We start from the raw sequence: 15,866 nt of genomic DNA, 5'->3' as shown, positions 1-15,866 counted from the left end.
ACAGCGGGGCGGGCGCGGCGGGGCGCGGCGGGCAGGCCGTACCCCGTGCCCGCCCCGGAGGCGGGCCTCACGCCAGGGGTTCGGCGAACGGGCCCTCCAGTGCGAACCGGCGCAGCCCGGCGGAGAACGCCCGCGCCTCCTCGGGCGGCCACTCGGCCAGCGAGTCCTCTATCCGCCGCACCAGTCGCCTGCGCAGCAGGTCGTTCGCCTCCACGCCGCGGTCGGTGAGCACCAGCAGCACCGCCCGGCCGTCGTGCGGATCCGGCTCCCGGCGCAGCAGGCCCGCCGACTCCAGCCGGCCCGCGCGACGGCTGATGCCGGAGCGGTCCAGGCCCACCTCCCACGCCAGATCCGCGGCGCTGCACGGCCCGGTCCTGGCGAGCCCGCTCAGCACCGGATAGGTGACCTCGTCGACGCCCTCCCCCAGCCCCTCGGTCAACCCGGCGTACAGCCAGGTGCGTGCGCTGCGCTTGAGCAACTGGCCCAGCGCGCGGGCGACTTCGTGCCCGACCTCGGTCTCCACATCACGATCCACCCCGCCAGAATAGCGTGCGCAGCGCACGTGTCCCGGTCGCCGCCGTCCGCACGCGAGTACCCGATCCGCCGGCGAACCGCCAGGGTCGCCGGCCGCCGCTCCCGCAGCGAAGCCCGCGGCCCCGTACTGCCCGCGCATCGCCCGCGGCCCCGTACCGCCCGCGCCCCGACGATCCGGCGCCGGTCCGCGCCCCGTCGACCCCGGCGCCGGTCCGCACCGCCCCGCGCCGTCCGTACCTCCGCGTCCCGTCGCTGCGCGCACCGGGTCTCACCCGGACCGGCCGGCCCCGGCGCGGGGGACGCCCGCACGGGGTCGGAGCAGCGCGTTAGCCTTCACCGCAGGGTGCCGAACGGCCACGGCCGGCGGAGGCACCCCGTACGGCCGTCCCCGTCGCCCCGCGCAGAGGAGTCCAGATGTCCGCCCCCACCGCCGTCGTCACCGGAGCGAGCAGCGGCATCGGTGCCGCCACCGCGCGAGGGCTGGCCGCCGCCGGCTACCGCGTGGTGCTCACCGCACGCCGTACGGAGCGGATCGAGGCGCTGGCCGAGGAGTTGACGAACGCGGGGCACCAGGCACTGGCCCGCCCGCTGGACGTCACCGACCGCGCCGCCGTCGCCGCGCTCGCCGACGAGCTCACCGCGCAGGGCTCGGTCGACGTCCTGGTCAACAACGCGGGCGGAGCGCTCGGACTGGACTCCGTCGCCGAGGGCGACCCCGAGGACTGGCGGACGATGTACGAGGTCAACGTCCTCGGCGTCCTCCACACGACCCAGGCGCTGCTGCCGGCGCTCACCGCGAGCGGCGACGGCACCGTGGTGGTGCTCTCCTCCACCGCGGGGCTCGCGGTGTACGAGGGCGGCGGCGGGTACTCGGCCGCCAAGTACGGCGCCCACGCGCTCGCCGAGACGCTGCGGCTGGAGCTGTGCGGCGAACCGGTGCGCGTCATCGAGGTGGCGCCCGGGCTGGTGAAGACCGAGGAGTTCGCGCTGACCCGCTTCGGCGGCGACACCGAGCGGGCCGACGCGGTGTACGCGGGCGTACCGGAGCCGTTGACCGCAGAGGATGTCGCCGACACCGTCACCTGGGCGGTCACCAGGCCGTCGCACGTGAACATCGACCTGCTCGTCGTGCGCCCCCGCGCGCAGGCCGCCAACCGCAAGCTCCACCGCGAGCAGTAGCCACCCACCGGGGCGCCGCGGAGCCACACCCGGCAGCCCCTCGGACGCGGCGGGCAGACCGGCTCACAGGCCCGCACGCCGACGGGCCGGCGCCCGTTCATTGCGGGAGCCGGCCCGTCGGCGTCAGCCCTTGACGCAGACGACCTGCTTCAGCTTCGCGACGACCTCGACGAGGTCCCGCTGCCGCTCGACGACCTGGTCGATGGACTTGTACGCGGCCGGGATCTCGTCGACCACACCGGAGTCCTTGCGGCACTCCACCCCGCGTGTCTGATCCGCCAGGTCCCCGGCGTTGAACCGCCGCTTGGCCGCGCTGCGGCTCATCCGGCGACCGGCGCCGTGCGAGGCGGAGTTGAGCGACGCAGCGTTGCCCAGTCCCTTGACGATGTACGAACCGGTCCCCATCGAGCCGGGGATGATCCCGTACTCGCCGCTGCCGGCCCTGATCGCCCCCTTGCGGGTGACCAGCAGGTCCATACCGTCGTACCGCTCCTCGGCCACGTAGTTGTGGTGGCAGGAGATCACCCGGTCGAAGGTCGGCTTCGCCTTCTTGAACTCCTTGCGGACGACGCCCTGGAGCAGGCCCATCATCACCGCGCGGTTGTGCTTGGCGTACTCCTGCGCCCAGAAGAGGTCGTGCCGGTAGGCCGCCATCTCCGGGGTGTCCGCGACGAAGACGGCGAGGTCGCGGTCGACCAGGCCCTGGTTGTGCGGCAGTTTCTGCGCGCGGCCGATGTGGTGCTCGGCCAGCTCCTTGCCGATGTTGCGCGAGCCGGAGTGCAGCAGCAGCCACACCGCCCCCTCGGTGTCCAGGCAGATCTCCACGAAGTGGTTGCCGCCGCCGAGCGTGCCCATCTGCTTGGCCGCCCGCCCCTGGCGGAAGCGCACCGCCTCGGCCACTCCGTCGAACCGCGACCAGAAGTCGTCCCAGCCCGCGGTCGGGCAGCCGTGCAGCCGACCGGGGTCGACGGCCTCGTCGTGCATTCCGCGGCCGACCGGGATGACCGCCTCGACGCGCGTACGCAGCCCGGAGAGGTCGCCGGGCAGGTCGTTGGCGGTCAGCGAGGTGCGCACCGCCGACATTCCGCAGCCGATGTCCACGCCGACCGCGGCCGGGCAGACGGCGTCCTTCATCGCGATGACCGAACCGACCGTGGCGCCCTTGCCGTAGTGCACGTCCGGCATGACCGCCAGGCCCTTGATCCACGGCAGCGTCGCCACGTTCTGCAACTGGCGCAGGGCGCCGTCCTCGACGGTCGCCGGGTCCGCCCACATGCGGATCGGCACCCGCGCGCCGGGCATCTCGGTGTACGACACGACTGCTCAGCTCCCCCTGGAAATGCTGTGATTCGCCACACCGTTGAGTAAACGGTAATAACCGGACTTGGACGTACATAGCCCCCGCCGAACCGGACGGCTGTACGCGGTGTGCGGTAGACATTGTGTTCTGCTCGCCCCGCAAGGCGGCAACATGTTTTCGACGCGGCCGAGTGCGCGCACGCCGCCGCGTGCGCGAGCGAGGCGACAGTGGGTTCAGAGGTTCGGGAGGCACCGTGCAGCGAAGAGCACGCAGGAGTGCGACGGCGGCGCTCATCGCGCTCACCCTCGGCCTGACCGGCTGTACGGGCGGCTCCGAGAGCGACGACGAGGGCGACGGCAAGTCCGACGGCAGCTCCCAGACGGGCCCCGCCAAACCCGGCACCCACGCCTCGCTCCCCGAGCCGTGCGGGGCCGTCTCCGAGGACGCCCTGCGCGAACTCCTCGTCGCCGGTGGCGAGGAGAGCGCCTCGCCGACCAACCGGCCGCTGCCCGAGGGCACCGCAAGCGTCACGTACGACATCGAGCGCCGGGTCGGCTGCAAGTGGAAGTCGACCGGCACCCTCGGCAGCCACCATCTGGCGATCGACCTCGAACGCGTCGTCTCCTACGACAGCGAGGTCAGCGACGACGACCGCGCCGCGGAGCTGTACGACGCCCGCGCGCGCAAGGACAAGATCCCCGACGAGGCCCCGCAGGTCGACGAGGACGCCCAGGACACAGAGGGCACGGAGGAACCGGGCGGCGACGGCAGCACCGACGACGCCGAGCCGGACGACGCCGGGAACACCCCGGGCGACGAGGGCGCCGGCGGCTCCCAGGAACCCCAGGGCGGCGAGGACGGGCCGAGCCCCTCCGACGGCGGGTCTGCCGACTCCACGGACCCCGCAGACCCCGACGACCCCTCGGCCGACCCCGCACTCGTCCCCCGACCGCTGGAGGCGATCGGCGATGTGGCCTACCTCAACGACGAGTTGGTCACCGCCGATTCCGGTCTGCACCGCGACATCACTCTCGTCTTCCGGGCGGGCAACGTCATCGTCACGGTCGAGTACGACCAGTGGTCCACCGACAAGCGCCTGATCCCGGGCAGCGAGGAACTCCAGGAGAAGGCGCAGAAGCTCGCCAAGCAGCTCGTCGGGCAGTTGGAGAACTGACCACCGGTCCGCACCGGCCGACAGCCCCGAGCGCACAGCTGATCCACACCTGAAAGCGACGAACCCGTGAAGAACCGAGCGACACACTCCACCCGCCCGACCGCTGCCGCCGCCGCAGACCCGGACGCCCCGGGACGCGCCGCGGCCGGCCGCGCACGCTCCCCCCGGCGGCCGGCCCGTCTGCTGGCCGCCGTGACCGTACCCGCGCTGCTGCTGACCGGCTGCTCCGGCTCGGACGACGGCGGCGACGACGACAAGTCCGACGGCGCGAGCGAGTCCTCCGCGGCGAGTCCGGCGCCGGTGAAGTTCAAGAGCCTGCCCGACCCCTGCAAGGCGATCGCGGGCAAGACGGTCAAGGACGTCGTCCCCGGCGTCGACAAGGAGACCGGCAAGAAGCTGAAGACGGCCGACCAGGACCGCTACAACAGCTGCCTGTGGACCGGTCTGGACGACTACGACTACCGCTCGCTGACGGTCTCCTTCCACCGTTTCGAGTCCGAGAGCGGCGGAGCGAGCGGCGACAAGCGCGCCCGCGAACAGGCCGCCCAGCTCCAGGACTCCGTCTCGGCCAACGGCAGCAACAAGGCCATCAAGGAGTCCCGGCTCGACGGCGTCGGCGACAAGGCCACCGGCATCAGCTACGACACCGAGAAGAAGGACGGCAAGAAGTCCGAGGACTACCGCGAGCACCGCATCGTCGTGCTCAGCAGCAACGTCGTCCTGACCGTGGACTACTCCGCCGCGGGCTTCGAGGGCGCCAAGCGTCCGAGCGCCGACACCGTGCGCAAGGACGCCGAGAAGGTCGCCAAGGAAGCGCTCTCCGCGGTCAAGTGACGCCGGAGGGCGGTGCGTTCGGCGCGTCCCCGGAGGCGGCCGGCACGGACGGTCGAGCCCGGGCGGCGCACTCCGGCGGCGCGCCGCCCGGCCGTCACCCCCGGCCGACCCGCCCGGCCGCCTCACTCGATCCCCTTGCTCCGCAACAGAGTTGCCGCTGATGACAGCTCTGCTGCGAGCTGCCGGGAGCCGACCGGCCGGACCGCTGCACACTCCCGCTCGAACACGGAAGCGACAGGTGTGCCAGGCTTGGCGCCGCTCGGTGTCGCCTGGGTGGGAGGAGATCGCGGGTGGCCGCGATGAAACTGAACCGCACGCACCGCGTCCTGATCGGCGTGGTGCTCGTCGGCGCGCTGGTGATCGCCGCGATCGGCTTCGCCGGTTCGTACAGCGCTGTGAGGGATCTGGCCGAACGCAAGGGCTTCGGTGACTTCGCGCCCTTTTTCCCCATCGGCATCGACGCGGGCATCGTCGTCCTGCTCTCGCTCGATCTGCTGCTCACCTGGCTGCGCATCGGCTTCCCGCTGCTGCGGCAGACCGCATGGCTGCTCACCGCCGCCACCATCGCCTTCAACGGCGCCGCCGCGTGGCCGGACCCGCTCGGCGTGGGGATGCACGCCGTCATCCCGCTGCTGTTCGTCGTCTCCGTCGAGGCCGCCCGGCACGCGGTCGGCCGGATCGCCGACATCACCGCGGACAAGCACATGGAGGGCGTGCGGATCTCCCGCTGGCTGCTCGCCTTCCCCTCGACCTTCCTGCTGTGGCGGCGGATGAAGCTCTGGGAGCTGCGCAGCTACGAGGAGGTCATCCGCCTCGAACAGGAACGCCTCGTCTACCAGGCCCGGTTGCGCGCCCGATACGGCCGGAACTGGCGCCGCAAGGCACCGGTCGAGTCACTGATGCCGCTCAAACTCGCCAAGTACGGCATCCCCCTCGCCGAGACCGGTCCCGCCGGCCTCGCCGCAGCGGGCATCACCGTCCCGGCCACACGCACGGGCGCACCGGGCACCGACGCCCTCGACGGTCGCGGCCGGCCCGCGCTCACCGGCGGCGAGGCGAGGCCGCAGCCGGCCGAGGAGACCGCCGCCCGTACGGCGCGCCCGCCCGAGGACCGGAACCGCCACGAGTCGGCCACCGTCCCAGCCGCCGACCGACCGCCCGCCGACGAGCGCCGACAGCACGAGCAGGCGCCGAACGAGCAGCTGCCGAACGAGGGTTGGCAGCACGAGCCGTGGCAGCGCGGCCGTGCGGGGGCGTCGGGCCACTCGGCCCCCGCCCGGCCCCGCGACGGCCTGCGCCCCGACGACGGCGTCACCGCGCACGACGGACGGCCCGCCAACGATCCGAACGCCGGGCGGCGTTCGGCGCCGGCCGACCACAGGCGGTACGAAGAGCCTGCCGAGGCAGGCGAGTTCGCCCCCGCTGCCCATCACCCCGGGACGGGAGCGCCGCACACCCACGCCGGCCACCCGGACCGTGCGGACGGGACGGTCGAACTCGCCCCGCGCCAGCAGGAGTTGGCGTTCCCTGCCCGGCCGGAGCCGGAGGACGAGTCGGCCGTCACGGTGCCCGTCGGTCCCGGCCGGGTACGTGCGCTCGGCCATGCGCAGACCGAGCCCGAGCCCGTACCGGAGCCCGTACCGGAGCCCGTACCGGAGCCGCGACGCCGGAGGCCGGAGGCCGCACCGCGGCACGCTGACCCCGAACCCCCTCGGGAGGAGACCGAGTTGGTGCCGGTCGGCATACCCGACGGCGAGCAGCGCGAAGAGGTGTACTACTCGATCTACCGCCAGTACATAGCGGAGAAGGGCGCCCGCCCCAGTGCGCGCCAGCTCAGCCGCGCGCTCAACGACCAGCTCGGGGTGACCAACAACGACGGCTCGCTGCTGAGCGAGCCGTATCTCCGCTCCCACCTCAGCGAGTTCCGCGACCGCTACAACGCCGAGATGGGCGTCAGCGGCTGACCCCGGCCCCCGCCGCGCCCCGCGCCCGTACGCCCGTGCCTCGCGCACCCGAGCCTCGTACGCCGCCCCGTCCCTGCCGTGCGCACGAGAAACCGCCCCGGGGCGCGCAGCGGTCCTGCAACGCCCCGGAGCGGTCCGGGAGTTCGGGCGTCGGGCCCTCGCATGGCGGCGGCCCTCCCGAGCCACCGAGCGGCGCAGGCCGGCGGCCCACGCAGGGCGCCGGGCTATGCGCCCAGGAGCTTGCGCACCCGGTCGGCGCCGACCGCCAGCAGCAGCGTCGGCAGCCTCGGACCGGTGTCCCGGCCGACCAGCAGCCGGTACAGCAGCGCGAAGAACGCCCGCTGCGCCACCTTCAGTTCGGGGGTGGGCTTCGCCTCCGGCGCCAGCCCCGCCCGGATCTTGGGCACGCCGTAGACCAGCGTCGTCAGCCCGTCCAGCGACCAGTGCTCGTCCAGACCCTCCAGCAGCAGTCGCAGGCTCTCGCGCTGCTCCTCCTCCAGTGAGGCCAGCAGCTCGCCGTCCGGCTCCTCGCGCACCCGGGTGCGCTGCTCGGCCGGCACCTGGGTGCTGATCCAGCGCTCGGCGCGGTCCAGCCTCGGCCTGGTCTCCTCCAACGAGGCGATCGGCCGCTCCGGGTCCAACTCGCCCAGGATGCGCAGGATCTGGTCCTCTGCGCCCTGCGTCACGTCGGCAACCGAGGCCAGCGTGCGGTACGGCAGCGGACGCGGTGTGCTCGGCAGCTCGCCGGCCGCGGTCCGCACCGACCGGGAGTGCGCCGCCAGGTCCGCGGGCTGAGCGGCACCCTCGGCGATACGGCGCTCCAGCGCGTCCCACTCGTCGTAGGTGCGCTGGATCTCCTGGTCGAAGGCGATCTTGAACGACTGGTTGGGCCTGCGCCGCGCGTAGAGCCAGCGCAGCAGCGGCGCCTCCATGATCTCCAGCGCGTCGGCCGGGGTCGGCACCCCGCCCTTGGAGCTGGACATCTTCGCCATTCCGCTGATGCCGACGAACGCGTACATCGGCCCGATCGGCTGCTGCCCGGCGAAGATCTCGCGCACGATCTGCCCGCCGACCACGAACGAGGAGCCGGGCGAGGAGTGGTCGACGCCGGAGGGCTCGAAGACGACGCCCTCGTACGCCCACCGCATCGGCCAGTCGACCTTCCAGACCAGCTTCCCGTGGTTGAACTCGCTCAGCAGCACCGTCTCGCTGTGACCGCAGCGGCACTCGTAGCGCAGCTCGGTGCTGTCGTCGTCGTACGCGGTGACGGTGGTGAAGTCGGTCCCGCAGACGGTGCAGTACGGCTTGTACGGGTAGTACCCGCCCCCGCCGCCGCTGCCGTCGTCCTCGCCCGCGGCGCCCGAGCCCTCGGCCGCGGCGAGCTCCGCCTCGTCGACGGGCTTCTGGCCCTTCTGGCCCTTCGTGCCGGGCTTGCCGCCGTCCTTGACCTTGGTGCGGTAGCGCCCGAGCACTCCGTCGATGGTGCCGCGCTCCCGCATCGCCAGCAGGATCTGCTCGCGGTACGCCCCGGAGGTGTACTGCTCGGTCTGGCTGATCCCGTGGAACTCCACGCCCAGCTCGGCCAGGGACGCCGTCATCGCGGCCTTGAAGTGCGCGGCCCAGGACGGGTGTTCACTGCCGGGCGGCGCCGGGACCGCGGTCAGCGGCTTGCCGATGTGCTGCTCCCAGGAGGGGTCGACCCCGGCCGGCACCTTGCGGTAGCGGTCGTAGTCGTCCCAGGAGATGAGGTGGACGCACTCGTACCCGCGCCGCCGGACCTCGTCCGCGACCAGGTGCGGGGTCATCACCTCGCGCAGGTTGCCCAGGTGGATGGAGCCCGAGGGGCTCAGCCCCGAGGCGCAGACGATCGGTTTGCCCGGGGCGCGGCGTTCCGCCTCGGCGATGACCTCGTCCGCGAATCGGGAGACCCAGTCGGCCTCGGGGGTGCTCTCAGCCACGTGCGGTACTTCCTTCTGTGTTCTGCGCGTACACGTCTGACGTGTCCCATTGTCCCATCCGGGAAAGCAGTTGTTCGCCAGTGGGCGGCCCGTGGGATACTCGCCGGAATCCACCACTTCGACGGAACGGACGCTGCACTCATGGCTTCGGTCCCCTCGCTCGCCACCACGGTCGACCAGTGCGTCGGCGACGCACTCGCGGCTGCCCTGCCGGAGGCCGCCGGAGCCGACCCGCTGCTGCGCCGGAGCGACCGGGCCGACTTCCAGGCCAACGGCATGCTGGCGCTGGCCAAGAAGCTCAAGGGCAATCCGCGTGAGCTGGCCGGCCTGGTCGTGGAGCGGATGGCGACCGGTGCGGGCGAGCCGATCGCGCAGGTCGAGGTCTCAGGTCCCGGCTTCCTCAACATCACCGTCTCCGACGAGGTGTTGGTCACCACGCTCGCCGCCCGGGCCGAGGACGCCCGGCTGGGCGTCCCGTACGCCCCGTCGCCCGGCACCACCGTCATCGACTACTCCCAGCCGAACGTCGCCAAGGAGATGCACGTCGGCCATCTGCGGTCGACGGTCATCGGCGACGCCGTGATGCGGATCCTGGAGCACTCCGGCGAAAAGGTGATCCGTCGGCACCACATCGGCGACTGGGGCACCCAGTTCGGCATGCTGACCCAGTACCTCATCGAGAACCCGCACGAGCTGGACCACGAGTCCGACGCCGCCGGGGCGGGCGAGGCCGGCGAGGCCGCGATGGCCCGGCTCAACAGGGTCTACAAGGCCTCCCGCGCGCTCTTCGACTCCGACGAGGCGTTCAAGGCCCGCGCCCGGGACCGTGTCGTACCGCTCCAGTCCGGCGACAAGGAGACCCTCGACCTCTGGCACAAGATCGTCGACGAGTCGAAGATCTACTTCCGGGCCGTCTACGAACAGCTCGACGTCGAGATCCGGGACGAGGACGTCGTCGGCGAGAGCGCCTACAACGACGATCTCCAGCAGGTCGTGAAGGACCTGGAGTCCTCCGGTGTCGCGGTCCGTTCCGACGGCGCCCTCTGCGTCTTCTTCGACGACGTCAAGGGCCCGGACGGCAACCCGACCCCGCTCATCGTGCAGAAGTCCAACGGCGGCTTCGGGTACGCCGCCACCGACCTCGCCGCGATCCGGGACCGGATCGGCAAGCTGCACGCCGACACCCTGCTCTACGTCGTCGACGTACGGCAGGCGCTCCACTTCCGGATGGTCTTCGAGACCGCGCAGCGGGCCGGCTGGCTGCCCGAGGGCGCCGCGAAGCAGTTGGCGTTCGGCACCGTGCTCGGCGACGACGGCAAGCCGTTCAAGACCCGCGCCGGCGAGACCGTCCGGCTGGTGGACCTGCTGGACGAGGCCGTCCAGCGCGCCGAGGCCGTCGTGCGGGAGAAGGCCCGGGACCTGGGCGAGGAGGAGATCGCCGAGCGGGCCGCGCAGGTCGGCATCGGCGCGGTCAAGTACGCGGACCTCTCCAACTCCATGTCCCGCGACTACGTCTTCGACCTCGACCGGATGGTCTCGCTCAGCGGCGACACCAGTGTCTACCTCCAGTACGCCTGCGCCCGGATCCACTCCATCCTGCGCAAGGCGGGCGAGGCCGGCCCCCGAGCGCACCCCGAGCTGCCGCTCGCCCCGGCGGAGCGAGCCCTCGGCCTGCACCTGGACGAGTTCGCCCAGACCCTGGCGAGCGCCTCGCAGACGTACGAGCCGCACCGGCTCACCGCCTACCTGTACGGGCTCGCCACGCTCTACAGCAGCTTCTACGAGCAGTGCCCGGTGCTCAAGGCCGAGGACCCGGCGACCGTCGCGAACCGCCTGTTCCTCTGCGAGTTGACCGCCAGGACCCTGCACCAGGGAATGGAGCTGCTCGGCATCCGCACCCCCGAGCGCCTCTGAGCACAGCCCCGCGGAGGCCCCGGACAGCGAGAAGCCGTCCGGGGCCTCCGCTGTGTCCGGGGCCGCCGCCGCGTGCAGGGCGCGTGTCCTCCCGCTCCAACCGCCGGTCCGCGCGGCCCCTGCGCACGCTCCACCTGCCCCGGGCGACCTGCCCGGGCCGCGACACGTTCCTGAGCGCGACGCAGGCGCAACTCCGTTGCACGGACGGGTTGTCGGGCTCCGCTCGGCGAACAGGGAGGGCTACCGCCGGTGGCCCAGCTCCGGGAGCCGGAAGCGGCGTACGTCGTCGGTGCGCAGGCCGTCCGGTCCACCGCGGAAGAACCACAGGCCGCCGAAGCGCTGCTTCGGTCCGCCGAAGCCCTCCGAGGCCAGTACGTCCGCGTGACCGTCCTGGTCCGCGTCGAGTACGTGCAGACCCTCGGCGAAGCGGTCGCGTTTGCCGAAGCCGCCGCCGGCGAAGACCTCACCGGGGACACCGGGGGTGTCCATGTGCACGGCCTGGATCGGGCGGAGGCGTGGTCCCGACTGCTTGGCGGCCACCTGGATCGCGCCCCGGTTGCGGTGCTCGCCGTGCGGGATCCGGGAGACCAACTCCGCGTCGCCGTCCCCTGTCACGTCCGCTTCCAGCAGCGGCGAACCCACGTCCTCCCCCGTGGTCAGGGGTTCGGTGCCGGCCCGGATGCCCTCGGGGCCACCGCGCAGATAGCGCCGATCCGTCTTCTCGCCCTGGCCGGGCGGCAGGATGTCCGGATAGCCGTCGTCGTCCAGGTCCATGCCGGCACGCACCTCGGAACCGTGGTCCGTCGCCACGCGCGAGGTCAGGCTCCCGGTCAACTCCGCGTCGTGGACCGGCCCTTCGGGCGTACCGCGGAAGTACCGCACCGGCGTCCGGGGTGCTTCGCCCTCGTACTCCTCGTCGTAGTCGCTGACCATGAGGAGGTCGGTACGCCCGTCGCGGTCGAAGTCGGCGGTGAGTGGCTTGCCCGGCGACCGGTCGGTGCGGAGGTCGCCGGTGCCCAGCGACTGGAACGTGGCGATCTTCCCGGACGAGTCGAAGGGTCCGTACAGGATCTGCGCGTTCGGCTTCGCACCGGTGCGCTGCTCTCGTACGACCAGGAGGTCCGGGTGGCGGTCGCCGTTGAAGTCACCAACGGCACCGAGCTCCAGGAACGCGCCCTCCTCGTTGCCGGGCGCCCGCAGCCGGACGGCCTCGTCACTCAGGCCGTCCGGGCCGCCGCGCAGCAGCACGATGTGGTGCGGGTGCTTGCCGTCCTCGGAGCCCGGCTCGAGATGGCGCTCGGCGACGAGGTCGGTGTAGCCGTCCCCGTCGAAGTCCCGCGCGTGGTGCTGGACGTCCTGGCCGAGGTCGGGACCGGCGCTGCCGACGATCGGGAGCGCGTACCCCTCGGTCAGGAAGCCCCGGTCGTCCTTCCGCCCCTCGCCCGCGACCAGTGGTTTCCCATCCGGGCGGAGGCCGTCCTCGCCGCCGTACAGCACGGCGAGCGGACCGTACGCCCGTTCCAGCCCGGCGACGGGTCCGCCTTTGAGCTGAACGACGGCGTCGGGGTAGCCGTCCCCGTCGAAGTCCGAGCGCGCCGCCCTGCCGCCCTTGGGTTTTCGGGGCCGCTCGGTGCTCAGGGCATCCTTGTCCAGCGTGCTCGGTACGTCGCTCGCGCCGGGTACCGGCGCCTCCTCGGAGCCGCCGCCGGAGCAGGCCGGGCCGAGGACGCCGAACGCGGCACACGCCGCGACCACGGCCAGCGGGCGGCGGCGCGGGCGAGGCCGGTGGAGGGTCATCCGCGCAGAGTACTCAGCCGGGCCGGCCGGCGGGAGTCGCTCCGTACGAGGCTCCGCGTCAAGCGTCCAGCGCGCCGGACTTCGATCCGGCCACGAACGCGGCCCGCCGCTGGTTGCCGAAGACCACGGCGGGGCGCTCACCGCCCCGCGTCCCGTACGGGCACTTCGATCAACTCACCGCAGGAACCGACCCCGACACCGCCCGCTGCACCACCCCGACCCGCTCGGCCTCGCCCCGCGCCGAACGACGAGAGCGTGGAAGTTCAACGCACGCTGCCCTACCCGGGCCCTACCCTGCCGATTCGCCTCCGCTGCTCTCCAGAGCCCCGCGCGCTGCAACGGTCGTGAACCGGCAGGAGAGGAAGGCCCTGCGCCCATGAGCCCGTGGCGAGTTGAGCGACAACGGGCTCATCAGCATGCTCTGAGGTTCGGCACGCGCCCCGAACACGCGCCCTCAGCGCCGGCCGTGTTCGCGCCCGCGCATGGGCCCGAGGCCGCGTCCCCCGGCGCGGATCCGGCAGGACGCGCCTCAGCGGCGCAGCAGCCGCGCCGCCTCCACCGCCCAGTACGTCAGCACCAGATCGGCGCCCGCCCGGCGGAAGCTGGTGAGCGTCTCGACGATCGCCGCCTCGCGGTCGATCCAGCCCTTCTCGGCGGCGGCCTCCACCATCGAGTACTCGCCGGAGATCTGGTAGACGCCCACCGGCACGTCCGCGTGCTCGCGGAAGGTCTTCAGCACATCCAGGTACGGCAGCCCGGGCTTGACCATCACCATGTCCGCGCCCTCGGCCAGATCGAGCGCCAACTCCCGCAACGACTCACGGGCGTTGGCGCCGTCCTGCTGGTAGGTCTTGCGGTCCCCGCGCAGCGAGGAGCCGACGGCCTCCCGGAACGGGCCGTAGAACGCCGAGGCGTACTTGGCGGTGTAGGCGAAGAGCGAGACGTCCGTGTGGCCCGCCTCGTCCAACGCCCGCCGCACGAAGCCGATCTGGCCGTCCATCATGCCGCTGGGCCCCAGCGTGTGGGCACCCGCCTCGGCCTGGACGAGTGCCATCTGCGCGTACCGCTCCAGGGTGGCGTCGTTGTCCACCCGGCCCTGCTCGTCGAGGACTCCGCAGTGGCCGTGGTCCGTGTACTCGTCCAGACAGAGGTCGGACATCAGCACCAACTCGTCGCCCACCTCGGCCCGTACGTCCCGCAGCGCGACCTGGAGGATGCCGTCGGGGTCCGTGCCCTGCGAGCCGACCGCGTCCTTTACCAGCGGCACTCCGAAGAGCATCAGCCCGCCGATGCCCGCCTCCACGGCCTCCACGGCCGCCTTGCGCAGCGTGTCCCTGGTGTGCTGGACGACGCCGGGCATCGAGGAGACCGGGACCGGCTCCTCGATCCCCTCGCGCACGAACGCGGGCAGGATCAGGTCGGCCGGGTGCGGCCGGTGCTCGGCAACCATCCGGCGCATCGCCGGAGTGGTGCGGAGCCGCCTGGGCCGGGCAGCCGGATAGCTGCCGTAGTCACTCACGTACGTGCCCTCCTGCGGGTCGGTCGCTTCTCGCTCGGCCGCTTGACCGGGTCGCCCGCCTCGAGGGCCGCGGCCCTGCGGGCGGTGCCGAAGTCGGCGAGCGCGGCGGCGAGTCTGTGCACGGACGGCTCCGGCGAGAGTACGTCCACCCGCAGCCCGTGCTCCTCGGCCGTCTTGGCCGTCGCCGGGCCGATGCAGGCGATCACCGTCACGTTGTGCGGCTTGCCCGCGATACCGACGAGGTTGCGGACCGTGCTGGAGGAGGTGAAGAGCACCGCGTCGAAGCCACCGCTCTTGATCATTTCGCGGGTCTCCGCCGGCGGCGGCGACGCACGCACCGTCCGGTACGCCGTGACGTCGTCGACCTCCCAGCCCAGCTCGATCAGCCCCGCCACCAGCGTCTCGGTGGCGATGTCGGCACGCGGCAGGAAGACGCGGTCGATCGGGTCGAAGACCGGGTCGTAGGGCGGCCAGTCCTCGAGCAGGCCGGCGGCCGACTGCTCACCGCTGGGCACCAGGTCCGGCTTCACGCCGAACTCCACCAGGGACTTGGCCGTCTGGTCGCCGACCGCGGCCACCTTGATCCCGGCGAAGGCGCGCGCGTCCAGCCCGTACTCCTCGAACTTCTCGCGCACCGCCTTCACGGCGTTCACCGAGGTGAAGGCGATCCACTCGTACCGCCCGGTGACCAGGCCCTTGACCGCACGCTCCATCTGCTGCGGGGTGCGCGGGGGTTCGACGGCGATGGTCGGCACCTCGGCCGGCACCGCGCCGTAGGAGCGGAGCTGGTCGGAGAGCGAGGCGGCCTGCTCCCTGGTGCGCGGCACCAGTACGTTCCAGCCGAACAGCGGCTTGGACTCGAACCAGGCCAGTCGGTCGCGCTGCGCGGGGGCGCTGCGCTCGCCGACGACGACTATCGCCGGCTGTCCGCCGTCGGCGGTCGGCAGCACCTTGGCCTGCTTGAAGGTCTGCGCGATGCTGCCGAGCGTCGCCGACCAGGTCCGCTGCCGGGTGGTGGTGCCGGCGACAGTCACCGTCAACGGGGTGTCCGGCTTGCGGCCCGCGGTGACCAGCTCGGCGGCAGCCGCGGTGACGGTCTCCAGCGTCGCGGAGACGACCACGGTGGCGTCGCTCGCGCCGACCTCCGTCCAACATCGGCTGTCCGCGCTGCGGAAGTCGATGAAACGGACGTCGGTGCCGTGCGCGTCCCGCAGCGGAACGCCCGCGTAGGCGGGCACTCCCACGACGTTGGCCACACCCGGCACGACCTCGAAGATGATGCCCTCGCTGGCGCAGTCGAGCATCTCCTGACCTGCACCCGCGTCCAGGCCCGGGTCCCCGAGCACCGCTCGTACGACCCGCTTGCCGGAGCGCGCGGCCCGCATGACAAGATCTGCTGCACCACCGGCTGTGGCGGATGTCTCGTCCGCGACGGCCTGGAGCGGCGTGTCCACGCCTGCCCGCGCATGGGTCCGTACGACGTCGTGGACCTCGGGATCAGCGACCAGCACGTCGGCCTGCGAGAGGGCTTCCACAGCCCGCAGTGTCAGCAGCCCCGGGTCCCCGGGCCCGGCGCCGAGGAAGGTGACGTGACCGTTCGCGCCGTAGAAGTGCCGATGCGCGGCCTGCGCACTCGGTACTGCCACGCCTGCGGTGGTGCCGGCAGACGCGGTGGCGTTGTGGGCGGTTGTGG

Annotated in this window: 11 protein-coding genes; 5 read left to right on the top strand and 6 right to left on the bottom strand. The window is 72.5% G+C overall.

Annotated features, from left to right (window positions below):
* Positions 1 to 67 precede the first annotated feature (67 nt).
* Positions 68 to 523 (bottom strand): MarR family winged helix-turn-helix transcriptional regulator, encoded by a 456-nt coding sequence (locus tag JGS22_RS11785; RefSeq protein ID WP_211041269.1) that lies wholly within the window; start codon positions 521 to 523, stop codon positions 68 to 70.
* Between the two features lie 425 nt (positions 524 to 948).
* On the opposite strand from JGS22_RS11785, the gene JGS22_RS11780 reads away from it, so the two are divergent.
* Positions 949 to 1,713: an SDR family NAD(P)-dependent oxidoreductase gene (locus tag JGS22_RS11780; RefSeq protein WP_211041251.1), complete on the top strand. Its 765-nt coding sequence runs from the start codon at positions 949 to 951 to the stop codon at positions 1,711 to 1,713.
* A gap of 123 nt (positions 1,714 to 1,836) precedes the next feature.
* On the opposite strand, the gene JGS22_RS11775 is transcribed toward JGS22_RS11780, so the two are convergent.
* The gene (locus tag JGS22_RS11775; RefSeq protein ID WP_211041252.1) at positions 1,837 to 3,030 is read right to left on the bottom strand and encodes an RtcB family protein; all 1,194 of its coding nucleotides are present in this window, start codon (positions 3,028 to 3,030) and stop codon (positions 1,837 to 1,839) included.
* Positions 3,031 to 3,266: 236 nt separating this feature from the next.
* On the opposite strand from JGS22_RS11775, the gene JGS22_RS11770 reads away from it, so the two are divergent.
* The 3 genes from JGS22_RS11770 (at position 3,267) to JGS22_RS26270 (ending at position 6,985) form a co-directional block, all read left to right on the top strand.
* On the top strand, positions 3,267 to 4,187 hold the full coding sequence (locus JGS22_RS11770; protein WP_211041253.1) for a hypothetical protein: 921 nt from the start codon (positions 3,267 to 3,269) through the stop codon (positions 4,185 to 4,187).
* Positions 4,188 to 4,379: 192 nt separating this feature from the next.
* The gene (locus tag JGS22_RS11765; RefSeq protein WP_211041254.1) at positions 4,380 to 5,021 is read left to right on the top strand and encodes a DUF3558 family protein; all 642 of its coding nucleotides are present in this window, start codon (positions 4,380 to 4,382) and stop codon (positions 5,019 to 5,021) included.
* Positions 5,022 to 5,320: 299 nt separating this feature from the next.
* The gene (locus tag JGS22_RS26270; protein WP_236073804.1) at positions 5,321 to 6,985 is read left to right on the top strand and encodes a DUF2637 domain-containing protein; all 1,665 of its coding nucleotides are present in this window, start codon (positions 5,321 to 5,323) and stop codon (positions 6,983 to 6,985) included.
* Between the two features lie 224 nt (positions 6,986 to 7,209).
* Here the strand turns inward: JGS22_RS26270 and lysS are convergent, their stop codons facing one another.
* Positions 7,210 to 8,943 carry a lysine--tRNA ligase gene (lysS, locus tag JGS22_RS11755; protein WP_211041255.1) on the bottom strand — a complete coding sequence of 578 codons (1,734 nt, stop codon included), beginning with the start codon at positions 8,941 to 8,943 and terminating at the stop codon, positions 7,210 to 7,212.
* A 141-nt stretch (positions 8,944 to 9,084) separates the two neighbouring features.
* Here lysS and argS point away from each other — a divergent pair, with 141 nt between their 5' ends.
* On the top strand, positions 9,085 to 10,857 hold the full coding sequence (gene argS, locus JGS22_RS11750) for an arginine--tRNA ligase (RefSeq protein ID WP_211041256.1): 1,773 nt from the start codon (positions 9,085 to 9,087) through the stop codon (positions 10,855 to 10,857).
* A 240-nt stretch (positions 10,858 to 11,097) separates the two neighbouring features.
* Here the strand turns inward: argS and JGS22_RS11745 are convergent, their stop codons facing one another.
* The 3 genes from JGS22_RS11745 to JGS22_RS11735 all read right to left on the bottom strand — a co-directional run bounded on the left by JGS22_RS11745 (position 11,098) and on the right by JGS22_RS11735 (position 15,819).
* Positions 11,098 to 12,654, bottom strand: coding sequence for an FG-GAP repeat domain-containing protein (locus JGS22_RS11745; RefSeq protein ID WP_211041257.1), 1,557 nt, complete (start codon positions 12,652 to 12,654; stop codon positions 11,098 to 11,100).
* 529 nt (positions 12,655 to 13,183) lie between these two features.
* On the bottom strand, positions 13,184 to 14,173 hold the full coding sequence (gene hemB / locus JGS22_RS11740) for a porphobilinogen synthase (protein ID WP_211041258.1): 990 nt from the start codon (positions 14,171 to 14,173) through the stop codon (positions 13,184 to 13,186).
* The gene (locus JGS22_RS11735; RefSeq protein WP_308405813.1) at positions 14,170 to 15,819 is read right to left on the bottom strand and encodes a bifunctional uroporphyrinogen-III C-methyltransferase/uroporphyrinogen-III synthase; all 1,650 of its coding nucleotides are present in this window, start codon (positions 15,817 to 15,819) and stop codon (positions 14,170 to 14,172) included. The genes hemB and JGS22_RS11735 overlap by 4 nt, the downstream gene beginning before the upstream one ends.
* Positions 15,820 to 15,866: the final 47 nt, after the last annotated feature.

Origin of the sequence: Streptomyces tardus, assembly GCF_018101125.2 — a bacterium.
Taxonomy (GTDB): domain Bacteria; phylum Actinomycetota; class Actinomycetes; order Streptomycetales; family Streptomycetaceae; genus Streptomyces; species Streptomyces tardus.
This window is presented reverse-complemented; position numbering and strand designations above follow the sequence as displayed.

What these genes read in the sequence shown, in the direction of transcription:
- JGS22_RS11780 (WP_211041251.1), top strand. Translation starts at nt 949, where the DNA reads ATGTCCGCCCCCACCGCCGTCGTCACCGGAGCGAGCAGCGGCATCGGT.
- JGS22_RS26270 (WP_236073804.1), top strand. Translation starts at nt 5,321, where the DNA reads ATGAAACTGAACCGCACGCACCGCGTCCTGATCGGCGTGGTGCTCGTC.
- argS (WP_211041256.1), top strand. Translation starts at nt 9,085, where the DNA reads ATGGCTTCGGTCCCCTCGCTCGCCACCACGGTCGACCAGTGCGTCGGC.
- JGS22_RS11745 (WP_211041257.1), bottom strand. Translation starts at nt 12,654, where the DNA reads ATGACCCTCCACCGGCCTCGCCCGCGCCGCCGCCCGCTGGCCGTGGTC.